Source organism: Streptomyces sp. NPDC052682, assembly GCF_040678435.1.
GTDB lineage: Bacteria > Actinomycetota > Actinomycetes > Streptomycetales > Streptomycetaceae > Streptomyces.
In genome coordinates, this window is sequence record NZ_JBFATS010000001.1 from 501586 (window position 1) to 518112 (window position 16527).

The following is a 16527-nucleotide window of genomic DNA, read 5'->3' on the forward strand; positions in this document are numbered from 1 at the left end:
GCGTGCCCACTCCTTCGGCTTTTCCGACAGCGGCGCCGCGCGCGTCAGCCGTCCCCCTCGCACCTCGCCCGGCGCGTCTGCGCCAGTGCCTCGGTGATCCAGGCGCGTTCCTCGGCTATCTCCCGCCGGCCGACGATCCACTTGTCGGGTACGGCTGTGCTGTGCGGGATGCCGACGAGTACGTTCTGACCCTTGCTGGGGCGAGGTTCGAGGAAGTCCTCCCATACGAAACTGATCTCCGCACCGCCCTTCTCCGGCTTGAAGTAGCGGGTCACGTGGAGGGTGACGCGCTGCTGAGCGGTGCCGGGGACGGGCTCCACCGCGGTGATCGTGCCCTCAGCGACCAGACGGGCGACGCAGGCGAGATGGTAGGCCTCGCTCGGGACGGTGGAACTCTTGGCGCCCGAGTCCACCTGGCTCGCGCCGGCACCGCTGTCGTCGACACCACTCACCGACCGCACCACGAGCCAGCCCAAGCCGGCCACCAGGACGCCGGCGCAGGCCACGGCGAGGGCGCCGAAGGCGACGGCAAGGGCGCGGCGGCGTGGCGACCGCGCCCGAACGGCTGTGCCGGTGCGGACCGGAGCTGGCTCGGCCGGCTGCGCCAGTGCGTCGGCGAGGAGGGCGAGCTGCTCCCGCATCAGCGCCACGTCGGCCACCGCCGACCGGTGCTCGGCCATGAACGCGGGGTCGGCGCGGGCCGCCTCGGGCAGCGGGTCGTCCGTGAGCGCGGCCATCAGCGGGTCCACCGGGGTTTCGCCCGCGCCGCTCGCGTGTGCGGTCACGTCACACCACCTCGTCCTCGTGCAGCCGGGCGCGCAGGGCCCGTACGGCCGTGTGCAGCCGGCTTTTGACCGTGCCCTCGGGAACGCCCAGCTGCTCGGCGATGGAGCGCACCGGCAGGTCCGCGTAGAAGCGCAGGACGAGCACCTGGCGCTGGGCGGCGGGCAGCTCGTCCAGGCCCCGGGCGACCGCCAGCGAGAGCAGGCGGGTGTCCTCGCCGGAGGGGGTGTGCTCGGGCTGGCGCAGGGACGCCAGCCGCTCCCCGAGCCGCTCCTGGCGTCGCTTGGCCCGGTGCCAGTCCATGGCGAGGCGGGAGGCGACCACCGCCGCCCAGGCCGAGACGTCCCGGGGCGCCTCCTGCCCACTGGCGGCACGTTCCAGCAGCCGCAGGCGGACCTGCTGCACCCCGTCCGGCAGGTCCGCCTGCGGTACGCCACCGAGCGCGAGCACCGCCCGCACCCGGCGTTCCTGGGCCGCGTCCAGCGGATCGTCGCCCTCACCGGCGTCCGCTCCGCGGCCGCGCCGGGCCCGTCCCCACAGCACACGCCACCCCCCTCACCGTGTTTCTCCTACGACGCCGCACCGGGCCGTTCCGTTCGGCCGGAGGCCGGGCGGGTGCAGAGGCGTACGTCACATCGCCGTGTGTCCGGGTGACACGCCGGGCAGGCGAGCTTGCGGTGCGGAACGCCCGGTGCGTGAATTTCTGCAGCTCAGCAGGGGCGAGGGCCGCAACTCCGCGCCGCTCGGCCGGGCCGCGCCGTCCCATGTGCCGGGCACCCGGTCCAAAAAACTGGACAGCCGGGCCGGGGTGGGCCGCATCATGGAAAAGCCTCGGCCAGGCACCAGCACGCAAAGAGACGTAGGACGTAGGACAGGGAGTCGCTGTGAGGGTCGGAATCGTCGGAGCCACCGGACAGGTCGGCACGGTCATGCGCAGGATCCTCACGGAGCGGAACTTCCCGGTCGACGAGCTGCGCCTGTTCGCCTCGGCGCGCTCGGCGGGCACCGTCCTGGACGGCGTGACGGTGGAGGACGCGGCGACCGCCGACTACACCGGCCTGGACATCGTGCTGTTCTCGGCGGGCGGCGCCACCTCCAAGGCGCTGGCCGAGAAGGTCGCCTCGCAGGGCGCGGTCGTGATCGACAACTCCTCGGCCTGGCGCAAGGACCCGGACGTCCCCCTGGTCGTCTCCGAGGTGAACCCGCACGCGATCGCCGACCGCCCCAAGGGCATCATCGCCAACCCCAACTGCACCACCATGGCCGCGATGCCGGTCCTGAAGCCGCTGCACGAGGAGGCCGGCCTCGAAGCCCTGGTCGTCGCCACCTACCAGGCGGTGTCCGGCTCGGGCCTCGCGGGCGTCGCGGAGCTGCACGGCCAGGTGCAGAAGGTCGTCGCCGACGCCGACAAGCTCACCCACGACGGCGAGGCGGTCGACTTCCCCGAGCCCGGCGTCTACAAGCGCCCCATCGCCTTCAACGTGCTGCCCTTCGCGGGCAACCTCGTCGACGACGGCCTGAACGAGACCGACGAGGAGCAGAAGCTGCGCAACGAGTCCCGCAAGATCCTGGAGATCCCCGGCCTGAAGGTCTCCGGCACCTGCGTGCGCGTCCCGGTCTTCTCCGGCCACTCCCTCCAGGTCAACGCCCGCTTCGCCCGCCCGATCAGCCCCGAGCGCGCGACCGAGCTGCTCAAGGACGCCCCGGGTGTGGAGCTGTCCGACATCCCCACCCCGCTCCAGGCGGCCGGCAAGGACCCGTCGTACGTGGGCCGCATCCGCCGCGACGAGACGGTGGACAACGGCCTGGCCCTGTTCGTCTCCAACGACAACCTCCGCAAGGGTGCCGCGCTGAACGCGGTCCAGATCGCGGAGCTAGTGGCGGCGGAGCTGCGCGGCTAGGGTCTGTCGTTTGGATCAGTCCGGCCCGGCCTGCGGCGCCTTCGGACTGACCCGAGCCCGCGACGCCGGAATGATCCAAACGACAGGCCCTACGGCCTGCGCACCTCGTAGAGGAAACAGCCGTACTCGACGGCCCGGACGTGGACGAGCGCCACGGCCGGGTCGTCGAACGCGTTGACGAGGCCTGTCGTGAAGGCCTCGGGTGTCTCCACCAGCTCCCCGCCCAGGATGTGCCCCTCGCCCGAGTAGCGGCGCAGCACGCGGTGGCTGTGGGTGAAGGGCGGCGTGCCGCCCCGCCACCCCGCGCACTCCTCGGCGTGCACGAAGACGGGTCCCTGTTCGTCGTAGGCGCCCGGGTCGGCGCCCGTCCGAGCCGCCCAGCGGCGCAGGGGCGCGTAGGAGACGAGCGCGATGCGTTCACCCGGCTCGCTGTGGCGCAGGCAGCAGCGCAGCGGGGCGCCGCCCTCCTCGTCGGTGACCGGGACCAGGGGCCGGCCGGCGTCGTCGGCGGTGCGCAGCTCCTCGAGGACCGGCGCCGGGATGGGCTGTACGAGGTACGTCGTCATACGGCCCAGGGTCGCGCCGGCCGGACCGGATCACCGGCGGAATCCCGACGTGGTGTTCCGGAGGAGGCCGGTGTGGGGGTCCCCTGGTAGAGGGTTTCCCCTCCCGTTGCCCGAGGCGAGCTCCTGAGCACCCCGAATCGCCGCATGCGCATGGAAGGATGGCCAGACCGACACATACGAGGTGCACCGAGGAGATGACCGCGTGCCTGGCACAAACCTGACTCGCGAAGAGGCGCAGCAGCGCGCGAGGCTGCTCACCGTTGACTCGTACGAGATCGATCTCGACCTCTCCGGCGCGCAGGAGGGCGGCACCTACCGGTCCGCGACCACGGTGCGCTTCGACGTGGCCGCCGAGAACGGTGCCGAGTCCTTCATCGACCTGGTGGCCCCGGCCGTGCACGAGGTCGTGCTGAACGGGGACGCCCTCGACCCCGCCGAGGTGTTCCAGGACTCCCGGATCGCGCTGCCCGGCCTGCTCAAGGGCCGCAACGTCCTGCGGGTCGTCGCCGACTGCGCGTACACCAACACCGGCGAGGGCCTGCACCGGTTCGTCGACCCGGTCGACAACCAGGCCTACCTGTACACCCAGTTCGAGGTGCCGGACGCCCGGCGGGTCTTCGCCAGCTTCGAGCAGCCGGACCTGAAGGCGACCTTCCAGTTCACCGTGAAGGCGCCCGAGGGCTGGACCGTCATCTCCAACTCGCCCACCCCGGAGCCCCAGGACAACGTCTGGGTCTTCGAGCCGACCCCGCGCATCTCGACGTACGTCACCGCGCTGATCGTCGGCCCGTACCACTCGGTGCACAGCGTGTACGAGAAGGACGGGCAGAGCGTGCCGCTCGGCATCTACTGCCGGCCCTCGCTCGCGGAGTACCTCGACTCGGACGCGATCTTCGAGGTGACCCGGCAGGGGTTCGCGTGGTTCCAGGAGAAGTTCGACTACGCGTACCCGTTCAAGAAGTACGACCAGCTGTTCGTGCCGGAGTTCAACGCGGGCGCGATGGAGAACGCGGGTGCGGTCACCATCCGCGACCAGTACGTCTTCCGCTCCAAGGTGACCGACGCGGCGTACGAGGTGCGGGCCGAGACCATCCTGCACGAGCTGGCCCACATGTGGTTCGGCGACCTGGTGACCATGGAGTGGTGGAACGACCTGTGGCTGAACGAGTCGTTCGCCACCTACACCTCCATCGCCTGCCAGGCCGCCGCGCCCGGCTCGAAGTGGCCGCACTCGTGGACCACGTTCGCCAACTCGATGAAGACCTGGGCGTACCGGCAGGACCAGCTGCCCTCCACGCACCCGATCATGGCGGACATCCGCGACCTGGACGACGTGCTGGTCAACTTCGACGGCATCACGTACGCCAAGGGCGCCTCCGTGCTCAAGCAGCTCGTGGCGTACGTCGGTGAGGACGAGTTCTTCCGGGGCGTACAGGCGTACTTCAAGCGGCACGCGTACGGCAACACGCGCCTGTCCGACCTGCTGGGCGCGCTGGAGGAGACCTCCGGACGGGACCTGAAGACCTGGTCGAAGAAGTGGCTGGAGACGGCCGGCATCAACGTCCTGCGTCCCGAGATCGAGACGGACGCCGACGGTGTCGTCACCTCCTTCGCGATCCGCCAGGAGGCCCCGGCCCTGCCCGCCGGCGCCAAGGGCGAGCCGATCCTGCGCCCGCACCGCATCGCCGTCGGCCTGTACGAGCTCGACGGCGACAGCGGCAAGCTGGTCCGCGACGAGCGGATCGAGCTGGACGTCGACGGTGCGCTGACGCCCGTACCGCAGCTGGCCGGCAAGCGCCGCCCGGCGGTGGTCCTGCTCAACGACGACGACCTGTCGTACGCCAAGGTCCGGCTGGACGAGGCGTCGCTGAGGGTCGTCACCGAGCACCTCGGCGACTTCGAGGCCTCCCTGCCGCGTGCCCTGTGCTGGGCGTCGGCGTGGGACATGACCCGGGACGCCGAGCTCGCCACCCGCGACTACCTCTCGCTGGTGCTGTCGGGCATCGGCAAGGAGTCCGACATCGGTGTCGTGCAGTCGCTGCAGCGGCAGGTCAAGCTGGCGATCGACCTGTACGCCGACCCGGCCGCCCGCGACACGCTGCTGGCCCGCTGGACCGAGGCCACCCTGGCCCACCTGCGGTCCGCGCAGCCGGGCGGCGACCACCAGCTGGCCTGGGCGCGGGCGTTCGCGGCGACGGCCCGTACGCCGGAGCAGCTGGACCTGCTGGAGGGCCTGCTGGACGGCTCGCGAAGCGTCGAGGGCCTGGTGGTGGACACGGAGCTGCGCTGGGCGTTCGTGCAGCGGCTGGCGGCGGTGGGCCGGTTCGGCGAGGCGGAGATCGCCGCCGAGTACGAGCGGGACAGGACGGCCGCCGGTGAGCGCCACGCGGCGACCGCCCGGGCCGCGCGGCCGACTCCGCAGGCCAAGGCGGAGGCGTGGGCGTCGGTCATCGACTCCGACAAGCTCCCGAACGCCGTGCAGGAGGCGGTGATCTCCGGCTTCGTCCAGACCGACCAGCGCGAGCTGCTGGCGCCGTACACGGACAAGTACTTCGAGGTCGTCAAGGACATCTGGGAGTCGCGCTCCCACGAGATGGCCCAGCAGATCGCGGTCGGCCTGTACCCGTCGGTCCAGGTCTCCCAGGAGGTCCTGGACAAGACGGACGCCTGGCTGGCCTCCGCCGAGCCGAACGCGGCCCTGCGCCGTCTGGTCTCGGAGTCCCGGGCGGGCGTGGAGCGCGCACTGCGCGCCCAGCAGGCGGACGCGGCGGCGACTGCCGCGCAGTGATCGCCGTGCGGCGGCGGCTGCCGTCGCGGGACAGCGGTACCGCGTGACCGTCATAGGCGGTGAGGGGCGTCCGGTGGTGCACCGGACGCCCCTTTCGCGCGCGGGACGCGGCTGCCTACGGGTGCCCGGCCCTGGCCGCCGCCGCAGCCGGGGTCGGGGCCGGGGCCGGAGTCGGGGCCGGGGCCGGAGTCGGGGCCGGAGTCGGGGCCGGGGCCGGGGCCGCCGGGCGGGGCGGCGCGGCGAGCGGGGTCTGCTTGCGCGGCGTGATCTGACCCGCCACCGTCGCCGCGAAGGCCAGCACCATGCCCGCCATCTGCACCGGCGTCAGCGCCTGCCCGAGGGCCGCCCAGCCGACGACCGCGGCGGTCAGCGGGGAGAGCGGGCCGAGGAAGGTGACCTGGGTGGCGGTGAGCCGCCCGATGCCCCGGAACCACAGCCAGTACGCGACCGCCGTGTTGGCCAGGGCGAGGTACAGGTAGCCGGCGGCCGCGCGGCCGTCGAGTGCGGGCGGTGCGCCCTCGACGAGGAAGGCGAGCGGGGCGATGAGCAGGCCGCCGGCGGTCAGCTGCCAGCCGGTGAGCGCCAGCGGGCCCACCCCCTCGGGGCGCCCCCACCGCTTGGTCAGCACCGTGCCGGCGGACATGGAGGCCGTCGAGGCCAGGGCCGCGAGCACGCCGAGTGCGTCCAGCGCCCCCGCGGCCCGCAGCACGACGAGGCTGACGCCGAACGCCGCCACGACCCCGGTGAGCAGCGTGCGCACCGTCGGCCGCTGCCCGAGCAGCACCGCCGACAGACCGGCGACGAACAGCGGCCCGACCGAGCCGACCACCGCCGCCATGCCGCCGGGCAGCCGGTAGGCGGACAGGAACAGCAGCGGGAAGAAGGCGCCGATGTTGAGGGCGCCGAGCACCGCCGCCTTCGCCCACCAGGCCCCGCGCGGCAGCACCCGGGTGATCCCGAGCAGCAGCAGCCCGGCGGGCAGGGCACGCATCAGGCCGGTGAACAGAGGCCGGTCGGCCGGCAGGAACTCGGTGGTGACGGCGTACGTGGTGCCCCACGAGACGGGGGCGAGGGCGGTGACGGCGACGAGCGTGGCGCGGTGGGCGGTGACGGGTCGCATGGGTCGCACCCTTCGAGGCGGCGGAACCGGGCCGGAGGTGCCCGGGGTGAGTAGGTCAGTTATAAGTAGCTTAGCGCTAAGCAACTTTCCGTCAAGCCACTTTCTTGCGGCTGACCCGAACGCGGCCGATACTCGTGCCATGAGCGAACGCCCCGACCAGCGCAGGGACCCCGTCGACGCGATCATCGGCCAGTGGGCGGCGGTCCGGCCGGACCTCGACACCACCGCCATGGAGGTCTTCGGCCGTATCTCCCGCCTCTCGCGCGCGATGGGCGACCGGATCGAGAAGACGTACGCGACGTTCGGCGTCTCGCGGGGTGAGTTCGACGTCCTGGCCACCTTGCGCCGCTCGGGCGAGCCCTACACGCTCTCCCCCCGCCAGCTCTCGGCCACCCTGATGCTCACCACCGGCGGTATGACCGGCCGCCTGGACAAGCTGGAACGCGCCGGGCTGCTGCGCCGCTCACCCGACCCGCACGACCGCCGCGGCCTGAAGGTCACCCTCACCCCGCAGGGCCTGGAGCTGGTCGACGAGGCGGTCGGCGCGGGTCTGGCCGTGCAGACGGAGGCCCTGTCGGCCCTGGACACCGAGCAGGCCGGCCAGCTGGCCGGCCTGCTGCGGGAACTGCTCTTGGCCACCGAGAAGTAAGGGGCGTGCCTTATCGCGCCGGGCCCACGTGCGCGGCGAGGGCCGTCTCGACCGCCCGGAGGTCCGGCGCGTCCGCGGCCCACGCCACGTATCCGTCCGGCCGTACCAGCACGGCGGTACGACGGTCGCTCGCCCAGCGCTCCACCGCCAGCCGGTCCGCGCGCCCGGCGTGCGCCGCGAGCTCCACAGGGTGGTGCGCGGGCCGTCCGGGCTCCCCGGGTTCCGCGGGTTCGGCGGGTGCGGCGAGTTCGGCGGGGAGGACGAGTACGAATCGCCCGCCGCGCAGGGCCTCGTACAGCCGGCCGCCGTCGGCCAGGGCCAGGTCGGGTGCGCGCAGGCCCGTGAAGCGGTGGGAGCCGCGGGGCGCGGGGTAGCGGTAACCGATGCCGGTGACCTGGCCGAGCGCCCTGCGCCGTACCGGGCCGACCGTGCCGACGAGGGCGGTGGCGAGGGTGCGCAGCGCGATCTCCCAGGGCCGCTTGGCCATCGCGGCGCGCACGATGCCGCCGCTGCTGAGCAGCACCGTCCGGCCGACGGGGTGGCGTTCGGCCTGGTAGGTGTCGAGGAGGCGGTCGTCCGCGTGGCCCCGGAGGACGGCGGCCAGCTTCCAGCCCAGGTTGGCGGCGTCCTGGAGGCCGGTGTTCATGCCCTGCCCGCCGGCCGGGGTGTGGACGTGCGCGGCGTCCCCGGCGAGGAAGACCCGGCCGGCCCGGTAGGCGGGTGCCTGCCGCTCGTCGCTGTGGAAGCGGGACATCCAGCGGGGGTCGTGCATGCCGAAGTCACGGCCGAGGGCGCGCCGGGTGGTCGCCCTGATCTCGTCGAGGCCGACGGGCGCGTCGTCGGGGAGGTCGCGACCGCGGTCCCAGCAGATGACGCGGTGGTAGCCGTCGCCGAAGGGGGCGAGGAAGGCGAAGGAGTCGCCGGCCGCGTTGACGGTGAGCAGTTCCCCGGGCTCCTCGGCCAGCTTCACGTCCGCGAGCATCACCGAACGGATCACCGAGCGCCCGGGGAACGGCAGCCCGACCGCGTTCCGTACGGTGCTGCGCATGCCGTCGCAGCCCACCACGTACGCCGCGCGCAGCGCCTGCGTGCCGCCGCCGGGACCGCGCACCTTAACGGTCACCCCCTCGTCGTCCTGCGTCAGCCCCGTCACCTCGGTGGCGTAACGGAACTCGGCGCCCGCCTCGGACGCCCACCGCTCCAGGGCCTTCTCCACCTCGTACTGCGGCAGGACCAGGAGGTGGGCGAAGCGGGAGGGGAGCGCGGACAGGTCGAGGGAGAGCCGGCCGTAGAGGCGGAACCCTTCGAGCCGCCGGCCCACCCGCTCCAGTTCGCCGGCCAGTCCCCGGGCGTCGAGCTGCTCCAGGGTGCGGGCGTGCAGGACGAAGGCGCGCGAGAGGTTGCTGACCTGGTGCGGGCGCTTCTCGACGACGGTGACGGGGACACCGGCGGTGGCGAGGTCCCCGGCCAGGAGCAGCCCGGTCGGGCCGGAACCTACGACGATCACGGAGCGGGCGGTGCCGTGCATCAGGGCCTCCCTGGGGCCGACGCGGCGGGGCGGATATCAACGGTTGTTTGCCAACTGCCGTTTGCCAACTGCTGTTTGCCAACGCTTGTTGACTAAACTACGAGAGCTCACCAGGGTGCGTCAACACTTGTTGGCCCACATCCGTTGGCCTACGCTCGTTGGCATGCTCGACCACAGCAGCCCGGCGGCACCCGCCCGCCGCTCCGACGCCACCCGTGCCGCCATCCTGGACGCCGCCCGCGAGCGGTTCGCCGCCGACGGCTACGAGCGGGCCACCATCCGCGCCATCGCCAGGGACGCGCGCATCGACCCGTCGATGGTCATGCGCTACTTCGGCAGCAAGGAGGGCCTCTTCGCGGCGGCCGTCGCCGTCGATCTGAAGCTGCCCGACCTGCGGGCGGTGCCGCGTTCGGAGGCCGGGCACGTCCTCGTGACGCACTTCCTCACCCTGTGGGAGGAGAACGAGGTGCTCACCGCCCTGCTCCGGGTCGGCGCCACCAGCCAGGCCGGGGCCGAGCGCATGCAGGGCATCTTCACGGACCAGGTGCTGCCGGCCGCCCGGCAGCTGTGCCCCGACCCCGAGCAGGTGCCGACGCGGGCCGCGCTCACGGCCGCGCAGCTGCTCGGGCTGGCGCTCGCCCGGTACGTCCTGCGGTTCCCGCCCGCGGTGGCGCTGCCCCGCCAGGAGATCGTGGCGTGGCTGGCCCCGACGGTGCAGCGCTACCTCACGGCACCGCATCCGTAGATCCGGGCCGCCGCATCCCGCGCCAGGACAGGCGAGGGCGCCGTCGCGGCATACGCACGGTCGGAAGACGTGTACGTACGCCGCGACGGCGCCCTCACGAGGTGCGCGGCGGCTGGGACGCAGCCCTGCGTCAGGCCTTCGCCTCGGCCTTGGTCCGGATGTTGGAGCTGGTCACGTCCTTCTTCTTGTGGGACTTGTCCAGCGCCATCACCAGGCCGGCGATGATCACGAACAGCGCGATCGGGGCCACGACGAACAGGCCCAGCGTCTCGATGACGCTCAGGCCCTTGCCGGGGTCGTCGCCGTCGTCGCGGGTCAGCGCGAACGCGGGGGACGACATGAGCAGCATCATCAGCGTCGTACCGGCGGCCAGGGCGCCGGCGCGCAGGGCGTTCTTCTTGTCCACGGTGCCAAAGTATCCAACGCCCGGAACGGGTGCGCGCCCGGGGTGCCTCACAAGGAGCCCGGCGGGCCGGGTGCCGCCGGTCCGGGCGCGGAGCGCAGCACCTCGATCAACGCGTGCAGCCGTGGTGAGGCGGCCAGTTCCTCCAGGGTCATCGGCTTGCCCTGCGCGTCGGCGATCGGCAGCCGCCAGTTCGGGTACTGGTCCCACGTGCCGGGCAGGTTCTGCGGGCGGCGGTCGCCGACGCCGTCCGGCAGCCAGACGCCGACCAGGCGGGCCGGGGTGCGCAGCAGGAAGCGGTGGACGGCCTGGATCTCGGCCTCCTCGGAGGAGACGTCGGTGCCGCCCGGGCCCTGGAGCAGTCCGAGCCGGGTCAGGACGGCCAGCCACTCGGCGGTGTCCGCGGCGGCCTCGGCGCGCTCCTGCTCCAGCGGGCGGGTGAGCAGGCCCAGGCCGTCGCGCAGGTCGACGTGCTCGCCGGTGAGGCGGGCCGCGGTGGGCGGCAGGTCGTGGGTGGTGGCGGTGGCCAGGCAGTCGGCGCGCCAGCTCTCGGGCGGCAGGGGCTGTCCGTCGCCCTCCCAGTCGCGCTCGAACCACAGCACGGACGTGCCGAGCACCCCGCGTTCCCGCAGTGTCTCGCGCACGCCCGGCTCGACCGTGCCCAGGTCCTCGCCGATGACCAGGGCCCCGGCCCGGGAGGCCTCCAGGAGGAGGACGGCGAGCATGGCCTCGGCGTCATAGCGGACGTAGGTGCCCTCGGTCGGCGGGTGGCCCTGGGGCACCCACCACAGCCGGAACAGGCCCATGACGTGGTCGATGCGCAGGGCGCCGGCGTAGCGGAACAGGGCGCGCAGCAGGTCGCGGAAGGGGGCGTAGCCGGACTCGGCGAGCCGGTCGGGGCGCCAGGGCGGCAGGCCCCAGTCCTGGCCGCGTGCGTTGAACGCGTCCGGCGGGGCGCCCACCGACATGCCGGCGGCGAAGTGGTCCTGCTGTGCCCAGGCGTCGGCGCCGCCGGGGTGCACGCCGACCGCGAGGTCGTGCACGATGCCCACCGGCATCCCGGCCTCGCGGGCCGCGCGCTGGGCCGCGCGGAGCTGGCCGTCGGTGAGCCAGGCGAGCCGGGACCAGAAGTCGACGCGGTCCATCAGGCCGCTGCGCGCGCGGGCGGTGTCGGCCGAGCGCGGGTCGCGCAGGCCGGTGGGCCAGCGGTGCCAGTCGGAGCCGTGCACCTCGGCGAGCGCGCACCAGGTGGCGTGGTCCTCCAGAGCCTGGCCCTGTTCGGCGAGGAAGTCGCAGTAGGCGGCGCGCCTGCCGGGGCCCAGCGGCACGTCCAGCACCAGTTCCAGCGCCTCCCGCTTGAGCTCCCACACCGCGTCCCGGTCGATCAGGGCGCCCTCGCCGAGGATGGCGGCGCGCAGCCGGCCGGCTCGCTCCAGCAGCGCGCGCAGCCGTTGCGGCTCCTCGACGTGGGCGAACTCGGGGATCTCCTCGACGCGCAGGTGGATCGGGTCGGGGAAGCGGCGGGAGGACGGGCGGTACGGGGAGGGGTCGGTGGGGGCGCCGGGTACGGCCGCGTGCAGCGGGTTGACCTGGACGAATCCGGCGCCGAGCGCCCGGCCCGCCCACGCGGCCAGCTCTCCGAGGTCGCCGAGGTCGCCCATGCCCCAGGAGCGGCGGGACAGCAGGGAGTAGAGCTGGACGAGGAGTCCGTACGACCGTCCGGTGGGGGTGGGCAGCCGGGGCGGGGCCACGATCAGGTGGGCGTCGGCGGAGCGGCCGTCGGGGGCGGTGGCGGTCAGCCGGTGGACGCCGGGCGGGAGGTGCTCGACGGCGGAGCGGGTCTCGCCCTGCTCGGTGGCGACCCGCAGCCGGGTACCGGCGGGCAGGGCGGCCAGCGCGGCCGGGGTGCCGCCGCTCCAGCACACCACGGTCGGGGGCAGCAGCCGTTCGGCCACCTCCCGCTCGCGGGCGGCGAGCGCCTCCCGCACGGCCTGCGGGGTGCCCGCGTCGACACCGAGGGCGGCCAGGGCCAGGGTGACGGCGGTGGCCGAGGCCGCGACCGTACGGTCCGGGGAGGGGCTGTAGGAGGTGGCGACGCCGTGCAGGGCGGCGAGCCGGGACAGGTCCTCGGAGGGCGGTTCGGACGGCCGGGGGCTGGTCATCTAGGGCCTCGTGAAGTCCGGGATCGCGGCGGGGGGCTCGCTGGTGAGGGGGGCGGCGTCGAAGAGCGGCGGTTCGCTGGTGAGGGGTTCGGCGTCGGGCAGCGGCGGCTCACTGGTCAGCGGGGCCTCCACGCAGGTGCCCTCGGCGCTGAAGACGCAGAAGTGCGGGGTTTCGGGCGGGGCGGACCCGTCCACCCGGAGTGCGGCGGGCCTGGCCATCCGGGACTCGACGGACGTGTCCGCCCTGCGTTTGGACGGCGCCTGGGGCGGAAGGTGTGCCGGTGCGGCCACGGGGCCTCCTCGGTCAGTAGGGCTTCGGCGGGCTACCGGCAGCCCTACCCAGCGGGCGCGACGACAGACGCCCCAGCACCAACAACGTAGCTTTGGTCACAATCTGTCCTCATCTCTGTCCCCCTATTCCGGATCTCCTGTCCCCCGATTACGGCAAATCAGTCACAGCGGCCACTGTCGTTGACACTTGCCCGGGCGGATGGTGGGCTCGAGGTTCTCGATCACGAGAAGGACACGGACGTCCACGACCACGACACGGACGTCGAGCCGTCAGGAGGGGGCCTGTGCCGCTGCGGCGTGGGAAGAGGGCAGCCGCGCTCGCGTTCGCCGTCGTCGCCGCGACCCTGGGCTCCGGGCCCGGCGCGGTGGCGGTCCCGCCCGTGCCCGGGCTCTCGGCGACGCCCGCCCCGAGGACCGCCGAGGCGGACCCCTCCGTCTGGCCGCGTCCCCGGTCGCTGCGGGCGAACGGCGCCCCCGTCCAGGTCACCGGCGAGGTGGCGCTCATCGCCGACGCGGCGGCGGACCCGTACGCCCTGGACGCCCTGCGGGAGCTGCTGCGGCAGGCCGGGGCACGCCGGTTCACGTCCGCGCGGCGACCGGGGGCCCTGGCCGTACGGGTGGAAACGGGCACCTCGCGCGGTGCCGCCCTGCCCGCCGGCGGCTACCGGCTGACCGCCGGCCGGGGCACGGTCTCGCTCACCGGGGCGGACGAGGAGGGCCTGTTCCACGCCGTCCAGACGCTGCGCCAACTGCTGCGGCCCGGCGGCACGATCCGGGCGGTGGACGTGCGGGACTGGCCCGGCACCCCCGTGCGCGGCATCACCGAGGGCTTCTACGGCACCCCGTGGACGCACCGGCAGCGGCTGGCGCAGCTGGACTTCCTGGGCCGCACCAAGCAGAACCGTTACCTGTACGCCCCCGGCGACGACCTGTACCGGCAGGCCCGCTGGAAGGAGCCGTACCCGGCCGGGCGACGGGCTCAGTTCCGGGAGCTGGCCGAGCGGGCCCGGCGCAACCACGTCACGCTGGGCTGGGCGGTGGCGCCCGGGCAGGCGATGTGCCTCGCCTCGGACGCCGACCTGCGGGCGCTGACGCGCAAGCTGGACGCGATGTGGGCCCTGGGTTTCCGGGCCTTCCAGCTCCAGTTCCAGGACGTCAGCTACAGCGAGTGGCACTGCGCGGCCGACGCCGGGCGGTTCGGCTCGGGGCCCGGGGCGGCGGCGCGGGCCCAGGCCCGTGTGGCCAACGCGGTGGCCCGGCACCTGGCGGAACGCCACCCCGGCTCGGCCGCCCTGTCGCTGATGCCGACCGAGTACTACGAGGACGGCACGACCGCGTACCGGCGGGCCCTGGCGGCCGCCCTGGACCAGGGGGTCGAGGTGGCCTGGACCGGGGTCGGGGTGGTGCCCCGGACCATCACCGGCCGGGAACTGGCGGGCGCCCGGGCGGTGTTCCGGCACCCCCTGGTCACCCTGGACAATTACCCGGTCAACGACTACGCCCCCGGCCGCCTCTTCCTCGGCCCCTACCAGGGCCGGGAACCGGCCGTGGCGGCCGGCTCGGCCGGTCTGCTGGCCAACGCGATGGCGCAGCCGGAGGCGTCCCGTATCCCGCTGTTCACGGCCGCCGACTATGCCTGGAACCCGCGCGGCTACCGCCCCCGGGAGTCCTGGCACGCCGCGATCACCGACCTCGCGGCCGGCGACGCCCGCCGCGCGCAGGCCCTGGCCGCCCTGGCCGGCAACGACGCGTCCTCGGTCCTGGGCGCCGAGGAGTCGGCCTACCTGCGCCCACTGATCGCGGCGTTCTGGCGCGACCGGGACCGGGCGGACGGGACGGAGGGGCGGGGCGCGGGCCCCGGTGACCTGGGCGCGGGTGGCCGGAGTGCCGGTGACCTGGGCGCGGGTGGCCGGAGCGCCGGTGACCTGGGCGCGGGCGGTCGGGACGCGAGTGGCCAGGACACGGACCACCGGTGGTCGGGCGGCCGGGGCGGGGACGACCGGGACGTGGGCGGCCAGGCCGCGGACGGCGGAGGCGCGGACGCCCGGGACGTGGGCGGCCAGGGCGCGGACGGCCGAGGCCCGAACGACCGGGGCGCGGACGACCGGCGTTCGAACGACCAAGCCGCAGACAACCGGAACGCGGACGGCCGACGCGCGGACAACCGGCCACCGAACAACCGAGGCGCCAACAACCGGAACCCGAACAACCGAGGCGCGGGCGGCCCAGCCGCCGACGGCCGGCACGCGGGCGGCGCGTACCGCCCGGGTGCCGGCGAGAGCGACGCCGCGTGGCGGCTGCGTGGCGCGTTCGCCGTGCTGCGCGAGCTGCCCGGGCGCCTCGCGGGTACCGCCCTCGGCGCCGAGGTCTCCCCCTGGAGCGAGCAACTGGCGCGCTACGGCGAGGCCGGGACGACGGCGCTCGACATGCTGCGCGCCCAGAGCGCCGGGGACGCGGCGGCGGCCTGGACGGCGTACCGCACGCTGGGCCGCCTGCGGGCCCGGCTGGAGACGGCCCGGGTGACGGTCGGCGAGGGCGTGCTGGACCCGTTCCTGCGGCGGGCGCAGCGGGCGTACGAGGCGTGGGCCGGTATCGACCACGAGCCGCCGACCGCCCCCGGCGACCAGCCCGGCACCCGCACGCTGCGCCTGCCGCGGGTCCGCCCGCTGGCCGCCGTGACGGTCCTGGCCGACCCCGGCGCCGGCGGAACCGTCGAGGTGCACGCCCCCGGCGCGGGCTGGCGGCGCGCGGGCGACCTGACCGGGACGGGCGCCACCGAACTGCGCGTCGGCCGACGCGTGGACGCCGTCCGCGTCACGGGCTCCTCCCGGGTACGGCACCTGGTCCCTTGGTTCGCGGACTCCCCCGCCGCCGCCCTGGACCTGCCGCACGACCGCACCGACGTCGAGATCGGCGGCACCGAGCGCCTGACCCTCAGGGCCGGCTCGCTGCGCCCCGCCGACGCCCGCGGCCGGCTCACCGTCGAGGCGCCCGAGGGCGTCCGGGTCCGGGTGCCGCGCACCCCGCTGGCGATCGCGCGGGGCGCCACCGTGGACGTCCCGGTCGAGGTCACCGTGCCGGAGGGGACACGGCCGATGCGGTCGTACGCGATCCGGCTCGGGTTCGGGGGCACGACCCGGGCGCTCACCGTCCGGGCCGTGCCGCGCACCGGCGGGCCCGACCTGGCCCGCGCCGGGCGGGCGAGCTCCTCGGCCGACGAGACCCCCGGCTTCCCGGCGTCGGCGGCCAACGACGGCGACCCGGACACCCGCTGGTCCTCCCCCGTCGACGACGGCGCCTGGTGGCAGGTGGAACTGCCCCGGCCGGTGCGGCTGGGCAAGGTCGTCCTGCACTGGCAGGACGCGTACCCGTCGGCGTACCGCGTCCAGGTCTCCGCGGACGGCCGCCGCTGGCGCACGGCGGCGGCGGTGCGCGAGGGGCGCGGCGGACGCGAGACCGTGCGGCTGGACGAGCAGGACGTCCGGTACGTGCGCGTGCGGGGTGTCCGGCGGGCCACGCCGTACGGGTACTCGCTGTGGTCGGTGGAGGCGTACGCCGTCACGCTCTGAGGACCGTCGCCTCGGGAGGGCC

General features: G+C 74.4%; 13 protein-coding genes. 5 read left to right on the forward strand and 8 right to left on the reverse strand.

Annotated elements, in window-relative coordinates; all coding sequences use genetic code 11:
• Positions 1–44: 44 nt before the first annotated feature.
• Entirely contained in the window at positions 45–785 is a 741-nt protein-coding gene (locus tag AB0K80_RS02180; protein WP_365664861.1) for a hypothetical protein, read from the reverse strand.
• A gap of 1 nt (position 786) precedes the next feature.
• Positions 787–1326, reverse strand: coding sequence for a sigma-70 family RNA polymerase sigma factor (locus AB0K80_RS02185; RefSeq protein WP_365664863.1), 540 nt, complete (start codon positions 1324–1326; stop codon positions 787–789).
• Between the two features lie 341 nt (positions 1327–1667).
• Here AB0K80_RS02185 and AB0K80_RS02190 point away from each other — a divergent pair, with 341 nt between their 5' ends.
• Positions 1668–2684: an aspartate-semialdehyde dehydrogenase gene (locus AB0K80_RS02190; protein WP_365664865.1), complete on the forward strand. Its 1017-nt coding sequence runs from the start codon at positions 1668–1670 to the stop codon at positions 2682–2684.
• 89 nt (positions 2685–2773) lie between these two features.
• Here AB0K80_RS02190 and AB0K80_RS02195 read toward each other — a convergent pair whose 3' ends face one another.
• The gene (locus AB0K80_RS02195; protein ID WP_365664867.1) at positions 2774–3250 is read right to left on the reverse strand and encodes a DUF1203 domain-containing protein; all 477 of its coding nucleotides are present in this window, start codon (positions 3248–3250) and stop codon (positions 2774–2776) included.
• A 202-nt stretch (positions 3251–3452) separates the two neighbouring features.
• On the opposite strand from AB0K80_RS02195, the gene pepN reads away from it, so the two are divergent.
• Entirely contained in the window at positions 3453–6038 is a 2586-nt protein-coding gene (gene pepN, locus AB0K80_RS02200; protein ID WP_365664868.1) for an aminopeptidase N, read from the forward strand.
• Between the two features lie 115 nt (positions 6039–6153).
• Here the strand turns inward: pepN and AB0K80_RS02205 are convergent, their stop codons facing one another.
• Positions 6154–7158 (reverse strand): EamA family transporter, encoded by a 1005-nt coding sequence (locus tag AB0K80_RS02205; RefSeq protein WP_365664870.1) that lies wholly within the window; start codon positions 7156–7158, stop codon positions 6154–6156.
• A 139-nt stretch (positions 7159–7297) separates the two neighbouring features.
• On the opposite strand from AB0K80_RS02205, the gene AB0K80_RS02210 reads away from it, so the two are divergent.
• Positions 7298–7807, forward strand: a complete 510-nt coding sequence (locus AB0K80_RS02210; RefSeq protein WP_365664872.1) for a MarR family transcriptional regulator — start codon at positions 7298–7300, stop codon at positions 7805–7807.
• A 10-nt stretch (positions 7808–7817) separates the two neighbouring features.
• Here the strand turns inward: AB0K80_RS02210 and AB0K80_RS02215 are convergent, their stop codons facing one another.
• Positions 7818–9335, reverse strand: a complete 1518-nt coding sequence (locus tag AB0K80_RS02215; protein WP_365664874.1) for an FAD-dependent monooxygenase — start codon at positions 9333–9335, stop codon at positions 7818–7820.
• Positions 9336–9498: 163 nt separating this feature from the next.
• On the opposite strand from AB0K80_RS02215, the gene AB0K80_RS02220 reads away from it, so the two are divergent.
• On the forward strand, positions 9499–10080 hold the full coding sequence (locus AB0K80_RS02220; protein WP_365664876.1) for a TetR family transcriptional regulator: 582 nt from the start codon (positions 9499–9501) through the stop codon (positions 10078–10080).
• 130 nt (positions 10081–10210) lie between these two features.
• On the opposite strand, the gene AB0K80_RS02225 is transcribed toward AB0K80_RS02220, so the two are convergent.
• Genes AB0K80_RS02225 through AB0K80_RS02235 form a run of 3 tightly spaced genes read right to left on the reverse strand, consistent with a single transcriptional unit; the run spans position 10211 to position 12936 of the window.
• Positions 10211–10486 carry a hypothetical protein gene (locus AB0K80_RS02225; protein WP_365664877.1) on the reverse strand — a complete coding sequence of 92 codons (276 nt, stop codon included), beginning with the start codon at positions 10484–10486 and terminating at the stop codon, positions 10211–10213.
• A gap of 47 nt (positions 10487–10533) precedes the next feature.
• Positions 10534–12645 (reverse strand): 4-alpha-glucanotransferase, encoded by a 2112-nt coding sequence (gene malQ, locus AB0K80_RS02230; protein ID WP_365664879.1) that lies wholly within the window; start codon positions 12643–12645, stop codon positions 10534–10536.
• Positions 12646–12936 (reverse strand): hypothetical protein, encoded by a 291-nt coding sequence (locus AB0K80_RS02235; protein ID WP_365664880.1) that lies wholly within the window; start codon positions 12934–12936, stop codon positions 12646–12648.
• A gap of 284 nt (positions 12937–13220) precedes the next feature.
• Here AB0K80_RS02235 and AB0K80_RS02240 point away from each other — a divergent pair, with 284 nt between their 5' ends.
• Positions 13221–16505 (forward strand): beta-N-acetylglucosaminidase domain-containing protein, encoded by a 3285-nt coding sequence (locus AB0K80_RS02240; RefSeq protein ID WP_365664882.1) that lies wholly within the window; start codon positions 13221–13223, stop codon positions 16503–16505.
• Positions 16506–16527 lie beyond the last annotated feature (22 nt).

Coding starts and splice junctions, on each gene's coding strand:
- AB0K80_RS02195 (WP_365664867.1), bottom strand. CDS start 3,250: ATGACGACGTACCTCGTACAGCCCATCCCGGCGCCGGTCCTCGAGGAG.
- AB0K80_RS02205 (WP_365664870.1), bottom strand. CDS start 7,158: ATGCGACCCGTCACCGCCCACCGCGCCACGCTCGTCGCCGTCACCGCC.
- AB0K80_RS02210 (WP_365664872.1), top strand. CDS start 7,298: ATGAGCGAACGCCCCGACCAGCGCAGGGACCCCGTCGACGCGATCATC.
- AB0K80_RS02215 (WP_365664874.1), bottom strand. CDS start 9,335: ATGCACGGCACCGCCCGCTCCGTGATCGTCGTAGGTTCCGGCCCGACC.
- AB0K80_RS02220 (WP_365664876.1), top strand. CDS start 9,499: ATGCTCGACCACAGCAGCCCGGCGGCACCCGCCCGCCGCTCCGACGCC.
- malQ (WP_365664879.1), bottom strand. CDS start 12,645: ATGACCAGCCCCCGGCCGTCCGAACCGCCCTCCGAGGACCTGTCCCGG.